The organism is Rhodococcus sp. NPDC003383, from assembly GCF_053589115.1.
This window is the reverse complement of the sequence record NZ_JBSFRG010000013.1, coordinates 144,616-150,615: the sequence shown is the minus strand read 5'-3', so window position 1 is coordinate 150,615 and position 6,000 is coordinate 144,616. Positions and strand designations below refer to the sequence as shown.

Annotated in this window: 9 protein-coding genes; 1 reads left to right on the top strand and 8 read right to left on the bottom strand. The window is 66.5% G+C overall.

The window, feature by feature from the left end; all coding sequences use genetic code 11:
• The first annotated feature begins 765 nt into the window (after window positions 1–765).
• Window positions 766–1,931 (top strand): IS3 family transposase gene (locus ACWDTS_RS14105; RefSeq protein ID WP_450118426.1). Its coding sequence is split into 2 segments (ribosomal slippage): window positions 766–1,038 and window positions 1,041–1,931, totalling 1,164 coding nucleotides; the frame shifts between segments, so codons are not numbered across the junction.
• Here ACWDTS_RS14105 and ACWDTS_RS14100 read toward each other — a convergent pair.
• The 8 genes from ACWDTS_RS14100 to ACWDTS_RS14065 form a co-directional block, all read right to left on the bottom strand.
• On the bottom strand, window positions 1,900–2,166 hold the full coding sequence (locus ACWDTS_RS14100; RefSeq protein ID WP_450118425.1) for a hypothetical protein: 267 nt from the start codon (window positions 2,164–2,166) through the stop codon (window positions 1,900–1,902). The genes ACWDTS_RS14105 and ACWDTS_RS14100 overlap by 32 nt on opposite strands.
• Window positions 2,163–2,558 (bottom strand): DUF3846 domain-containing protein, encoded by a 396-nt coding sequence (locus tag ACWDTS_RS14095; protein WP_450118433.1) that lies wholly within the window; start codon window positions 2,556–2,558, stop codon window positions 2,163–2,165. The genes ACWDTS_RS14100 and ACWDTS_RS14095 overlap by 4 nt, the downstream gene beginning before the upstream one ends.
• 575 nt (window positions 2,559–3,133) lie before the next feature.
• The gene (locus ACWDTS_RS14090; RefSeq protein ID WP_450118424.1) at window positions 3,134–3,280 is read right to left on the bottom strand and encodes a hypothetical protein; all 147 of its coding nucleotides are present in this window, start codon (window positions 3,278–3,280) and stop codon (window positions 3,134–3,136) included.
• Between the two features lie 134 nt (window positions 3,281–3,414).
• Complete coding sequence (locus ACWDTS_RS14085) at window positions 3,415–3,864, bottom strand: hypothetical protein (protein WP_450118423.1); 450 nt, start codon at window positions 3,862–3,864, stop codon at window positions 3,415–3,417.
• Window positions 3,861–4,514, bottom strand: a complete 654-nt coding sequence (locus ACWDTS_RS14080; protein ID WP_450118422.1) for a hypothetical protein — start codon at window positions 4,512–4,514, stop codon at window positions 3,861–3,863. The genes ACWDTS_RS14085 and ACWDTS_RS14080 overlap by 4 nt, the downstream gene beginning before the upstream one ends.
• 77 nt (window positions 4,515–4,591) lie before the next feature.
• Complete coding sequence (locus ACWDTS_RS14075) at window positions 4,592–4,927, bottom strand: hypothetical protein (RefSeq protein WP_450118421.1); 336 nt, start codon at window positions 4,925–4,927, stop codon at window positions 4,592–4,594.
• Window positions 4,928–4,990: 63 nt separating this feature from the next.
• The gene (locus ACWDTS_RS14070; RefSeq protein ID WP_450118420.1) at window positions 4,991–5,251 is read right to left on the bottom strand and encodes a hypothetical protein; all 261 of its coding nucleotides are present in this window, start codon (window positions 5,249–5,251) and stop codon (window positions 4,991–4,993) included.
• Entirely contained in the window at window positions 5,248–5,697 is a 450-nt protein-coding gene (locus ACWDTS_RS14065) for a hypothetical protein (protein WP_450118419.1), read from the bottom strand. Before ACWDTS_RS14065 ends, ACWDTS_RS14070 begins: the two co-directional genes overlap by 4 nt.
• Between the last annotated feature and the right edge of the window lie 303 nt (window positions 5,698–6,000).

Below are 6,000 nucleotides of genomic sequence, written 5' to 3'. Positions count from 1 at the left end.
GGCATGTCGCGCCTGAAAACCGGCGGCCGCACCGTGCACCGCGGCGCTCCCCCCGGCGCTCCGCGCCGGGGAACGGGCGGGTCGCTGCGCTCCCCGCTCGGGAGCCGCTGCGCGGCTCGGCGGGAGTCCAGTCACGTTGCCGTCGCCCGCGTCGCTGCGCTCCGCTCGACAGCGAAATTTCCTGCTTACCAACGTTTTTCATCGTCATCTCACATCCCACACCGGAAAGCCTCGACAGACCGGGACGCGCTGCGCACACCACCGCCGCGCTGCTGACTCCCCCTCCCGACATCATGCTCCCATCATACCCCACACCCGAAGTCTGCACCAGACGACACGAAACGCTCCCAATCACCAATTCAGTTACACAGCATGGACATAACCCGATATCGCAGACTCGCGATGCGCATTACAGCAGTGAAACCTTGCACAACAACATGATTCACAACAAGCATTGCGCCACAACACATTTCACAAACACGCCGAAAACAGCACCCCACCGCGCCCCCACCACACCACACACCCCCTACACCGACCCCACCCACACCCGCCGGCACCACCACCGGCCCCACACCGGGACATGCCATCACACCAGCCGAGGGACGCACCGAAACCACGACACCACCACCGCCAACACGGCAGAAGGCCGGACCGCCACACACGACCCGGCCCCCCACCCCATCAACAACCGAACGGGACTGATGTAGGAAGAGGTGACATCTGAACTGTGGTGCCGTGAGGCACTGCTGGAAGGATGGCCCCCCCGTGCCCAAGCCCTACCCCAAAGAGTTCCGCGACGACGTCCTGCGCGTGGCCCGCAACCGCGAACCAGGCCAGCACCTGCGGCAGATCGCCGCGGACTTCGGAATCAGCGAATCCTGCCTGACCAACTGGATGCGAAAGGCCGACATCGAGGACGGCATCACATCTGGTTCCACTGCCGGCGAGAACGCTGAGCTGCGTGAAGCGCGCAAACGCATCCGGTTGCTCGAGCAGGAGAACGAAGTGCTGCGCCGGGCCGCCGCCTACTTGTCTCAGGCGAATCTTCCGGGAAAAGGCTCTACCCGCTCGTGAAAGAGCTGGCCGCGGACGGGATCCCCGTCGCGGTGTCGTGCCGGGTCCTCAAGCTCTCCCGCCAGCCCTACTACCGGTGGCTCGAGCACCCGGTCACCGATGCCGAGCTCGAGGAGGCCTATCGGGCGAACGCCCTGTTCGACGCCCACCGCGAAGACCCGGAATTCGGCTACCGGTTCCTCGCCGACGAAGCCCGCGATGCGGGTGAATCGATGTCGGACCGCACAGCCTGGCGGATCTGCTCGACCAACAAATGGTGGAGCTCCTTCGGAAAGAAACGCGGCTCGAAAAATGGCCGTTCCGGGCCACCGGTCCACGACGATCTCGTCGGGCGTCTCTTCACCGCGGACGAGCCGAACCAATTGTGGCTCACCGACATCACCGAACACCGCACCGACGAAGGCAAGCTCTACCTGTGTGCGATCAAGGACGTCTACTCGAACCGCATCGTCGGCTACTCCATCAGCGATCGGATGAAGTCCCGCCTCGCCGTAGCCGCCCTCGAATCCGCAGTAGCACGGCGAGACTCGGTCGCCGGATGCGTGGTCCACTCCGATCGCGGCTCGCAATTCCGCAGCCGGAAATTCGTCCGCACCCTCGGTCGCCACGACCTGGTCGGGTCGATGGGCCGGGTCGGGGCGGCCGGCGACAACGCCGCCATGGAATCCTTCTTTGCGCTACTCCAGAAGAACGTACTCGACCGGCAACGTTGGGTCACTCGCGAGCAGTTACGCATCGCGATCGTCACCTGGATCGAATGCACCTACCACCGCCGGCGCCGTCAGCTCCGACTCGGCCGGTTGACGCCCGTCGAGTTCGAGGCAATCATGACCACACCAGCCGCACAGGCTGCGTGACCGTATCTGTCACCCGATCATGCATCAGTCCCAACAACTCTTCAGCCGCCGGATCAGGCGCATCCAGAAACCGCACCACAATCCCCTCCCGCACCACCCCCAGAAAACCGTCATCCTCGAGCGAACCCAGCGCATCACCCAGATCCACGACCTCCGGATCGAAATCGCCGGGCACATTCACCACTGCACGGTGCGACGACACCTCGATCCACTCGATCACCACCGAACGCATCACGCACCCACCTCCGCCTCGTCGACCGTCGCATCCACCACGACCGCACCACCGAGACGCGCCGTCGTCAACAACGCCTCCACCTGCCCCTCACGCAGGCTCTGCGTCTCCCCCTCGTCGTCCACCGAGGTGAACACCACCGCACCCACATACCGCTGCCAGACGAAGCCGTGGGCCTTTGCAATCAGGGTCGCCACACGATTGACCACCGGCTCCCCCACCAACAGGCCCTCTTCGTCGATCCACATGTCCAGACCCGGACCGATCCGCACCACATCGAACATCCGGCAATCCAGCGCCGCGCGCAGGGCCGCACCGACTCCCCGTTCCTCGGTGCCCGCCAGCTCGATCACCGCCGCAGTACCATCCACATCGACCCGCACTGCCGTCACCATCTTGTCCACAGTGAACTCCTTGTCTCCGCCTGATTCGGCGGGGTTATTCGGGCTGGTCAGTCACGCTTCCAACACCCGTTACTTTACATATTTGTTTTGCATAGTTCAAGCCGGGGACCGTGGCGGACATCGGCATCGCACGGACCCCGCGCGCCGTGCGGGACGTGGCGTCGACGCAGGTCAGGGCGGGGATCGGCGCGGTCGGCCCCATCGAGGCGAAGTGCCGGCCCTCTCGCCGGGACGCGCCATCGTTGCAGGTAAAGGCGGGTTTCTCGTGTTCGCGGTCGAGCCTCAGGCGGCGGGCGGCTCACGCAGGGCCACCCACAGATCGGGCTCGGAGTCCACAGCGGCTCGGCCTTGACGAGTTCACCCCAGGTGATCATCTGGCGGCAGTGCCGCACGGTGTCGAACAGGTTTGCGCCGGGAATGTTCCCGGCCAGGCCGGGGACGTTGAAGGCGGGATAGTCGATGGGATCGAGGCCCAGCGTCGGTGTCGTGTCGCCTTTTCGCTGGTAGGGGCTGGAAATGGAAGAACCCCACCGGATATCAGCCGGTGGGGTTCTTCGCGGGGCCGCTCAGATGTAGGCGGCCTGTTCGGTGGTCACGACGGTGCCGGTGGTCGCGGCGATCAGCGCGGACTTCGCGGCGATGAACTCGGCGTCGTCGCCACCCTTGATCGCAGCGGCGTAGCGGGTGCGGGCCTGCTCGATGGTGTTCTCCATGATTCTTCCTCTCGTTGGGGACCCCCTAACTATACAAATCTAATTTGTATCGTGTCAAGCCCGGGGAGCGGCTTTTTTCGCACCACCCGATCCAGCCGCAGGACGTGCCCGGCGGGACGTGCCGTCGTCGCAGCTCACAGGATGTTCTCTGCGCTCCCGCCGGGATCGAGCAGCAGCAGCCGGTAGGTGAGCATCACCATTTCGACGTCGGTACGCAGCTCGTAGCGCCGCTCGCGGGCGAGCACATCGGCCATGTCCGTCACGAACTGATCGGTGGCAGGCAGCCGCAGGTATTCGCCGAGCACTGTTGCCGCCGCGTACAACTCCGCTCCTACCCGGTGCCCGACGATCTCGCCGGTGCGGCGGTCGAGCATCTCGATGGTGGCCACCTCCTCGGCGGTCCCTCGGGCCTGACGGGTCGCCAAGCGCACCGCTCGCGCGGCCACAGTGGTGATGCCGATCGAGTCGAAGATCCGCAGGTAGTCCGGCACTTCGGCGACTGTTGCGCGACTGGCGAGCAGGGCTCGATAGCGATCGGCGGACGAGGGGAACGCGCGACGGGTCAGGTACGCCATCGTGGTCACTGCGCCGTTCCGTCGACGGTAGCGGCAGGCGCAGGGACGGAATCGATCCACGGGGCGTCGTCGCGGTCTTCGACGTACTGCCCACCGGGCGGGTTGTCGTAGTGGCTCAGCAGCGCGGCGCGGGTAGCGGGCGAGGCTGTCGCCAGATTCGCATCGCGTGCCTCGGTCCAGTCGTTCCAGTGCCAGCCTGCCCCGGCGTCGATGACGTACTCGGTGGGCCGGACGGGCACGCCGTCGAGGAACGCCTCGATCACGGACGGGCCGTCGGGATCGCGCACGACGATGACCTCCAGCTCGGGAGCCGCCGGACGGCGGGCGGGGGCCGGCCCCTGATCGGTGCCATCGGTTTCGTCGCCGTAGTAGCCATCCGCGCGGCGCGTGATCTCGTGCCAGTCGGTGCCGAGCCGGTCCGCCAGGTGACGAAGATCAGCGGTCAGGTCGGCCAGGACCGACTCAAGGTCGTCAGGGGTCGCTCCGGTGCGCTCGGCGTACGGCACCAGCGCCCACAGCGCCGAAAGCGCCCGTGTGGCGCTCGTGTGGTCCGGGGCCATGTCGGTGGCAGGGTCCAGAGCAATCGGGGCGTGAGCGTCGCGCACAGCGGCAAGATCGGCGATCGTGCGCGTGGTGGAGAACAGGTCGGGAGAGTTCATCGGGCAGGTCCTTGTCGTCGGTCGTATGAGCACATGCCGCACAGCCGGGCCGCGCTGCGCGTCCCGGCCTGCTCCGCTCAGGCGTCGGTCTTGGTGAGCGTGTAGCCGAGCGCGGCGGCGAGCATGAACATCAGGTCCTCGCCGTCCGGGAGGCCGACCTTGTCCATCCGGTCGACGATGTCGGCGCACTCGTCGGGGGTCTCGCACCGGCATTCGGAGTTCTGCGGCTCGTCGTACTCCGAGGGAAGCGCGTCACCGAAACAGGTGGGGTCGATGACCCAGGTTTCGGTACCGGCCAGGTCGCGCATGAGGTACACGCGCACGGTCTCTTCGATGTAGTGCGCGCCGTGGGCGGCGGCGCGTTCGCCGCCCCACAGGTACGGCTCGGGCGCTGCGGCGGTGGGGTTGGTCATGGTGATGGTCCTTTCGTCGGAGATTCGGTGGTGCCGGGTCGCCGGAGAGCCTCGACGTCGGCCTCAGTGCTTCGGGATCTTGAGGCGGTCCGGGATCTGGTGGTCGCGGCCGGGCAGCAGAACGGTTTCCGCGTACACCGAGGCCGGGTTGTCGTGGTCGGTGCGGACGTAGTGCGCGACCGTGCTTGCCTGCCCGATGTATTCGCCGTCGATGAAGACCTGTGCCGTGGGGTTTGCACGTGCCCCGGCGGGCAGGTAGGTGGCGCGGCCTTCGCGGGCAGCGGCGAAAACCTGTGCCCGCAGTGCTGCGTAGTCGATGCTCATGATGCGGCTGCCTCGTTCCAGTGGGTGTCGTGGGGGTGTGCGGGTGCGGCTGCCTGGGCGTCGGCGCCGTAGTGCCGAGCGCAGGGGTCGTCGAGCAGGTCGCGGTAGGCGAACATCAGCAGCTCGAAGCCGTTGCGGTGGGTGTGGCCGATACGGGTGCGTAGCGCGGCGATGGTGGTTGTGACGCGGGCGGCGCTCGGCGAGGCGACCACCTCGGCCAGGACGCGGGCGATGGCGGCCAGCTCTGCGGCGGCGGCGGCGGTGTCGGCGGGGGCGCGGCGGGCGAGGTGGGTTCCGCGCACGGCGAGGGTGTGCAGGTCGATGTCCTCGAAGAGCGTGCCGAGAGCTTTGTGGAGGATCGGGGCGGGCAGGGCGCGGCGCAGGCGCAGGCGCATCAGGCTGCGGTAGTCGGTGGGGGTGGTCCACTGCGGAGGTGTGAGGGTCACTGTCGGGCTCCCGTCGTCAGGACGTTGCCGAAATGGTCACGTCACGATCGAGTACAAAACAAACATGTTTTGCATCGTTGGATCTGCGGAAATGCTGCTCGGATCTGGGGATTCACGCGCCGACCGAAGGTGGGCGAACTACTCGCCTGCGAACTCTCGCCGCACCGGGCGGCGCACCCCAACAATACAAATATTGTTTGTAATGTGTCAACCGTGCGAGGTTGCCGGTTCCCCGAAGGTCCGCACACGCGCCGCGGGACGTGCCATCTGCCCAGGTCGGAGGGCAAATGGCACGTCCCGCAA

What these genes read in the sequence shown, in the direction of transcription:
- ACWDTS_RS14095 (WP_450118433.1), bottom strand. Translation starts at nt 2,558, where the DNA reads ATGGTGACGGCAGTGCGGGTCGATGTGGATGGTACTGCGGCGGTGATC.
- ACWDTS_RS14090 (WP_450118424.1), bottom strand. Translation starts at nt 3,280, where the DNA reads ATGGAGAACACCATCGAGCAGGCCCGCACCCGCTACGCCGCTGCGATC.
- ACWDTS_RS14080 (WP_450118422.1), bottom strand. Translation starts at nt 4,514, where the DNA reads ATGAACTCTCCCGACCTGTTCTCCACCACGCGCACGATCGCCGATCTT.
- ACWDTS_RS14075 (WP_450118421.1), bottom strand. Translation starts at nt 4,927, where the DNA reads ATGACCAACCCCACCGCCGCAGCGCCCGAGCCGTACCTGTGGGGCGGC.
- ACWDTS_RS14070 (WP_450118420.1), bottom strand. Translation starts at nt 5,251, where the DNA reads ATGAGCATCGACTACGCAGCACTGCGGGCACAGGTTTTCGCCGCTGCC.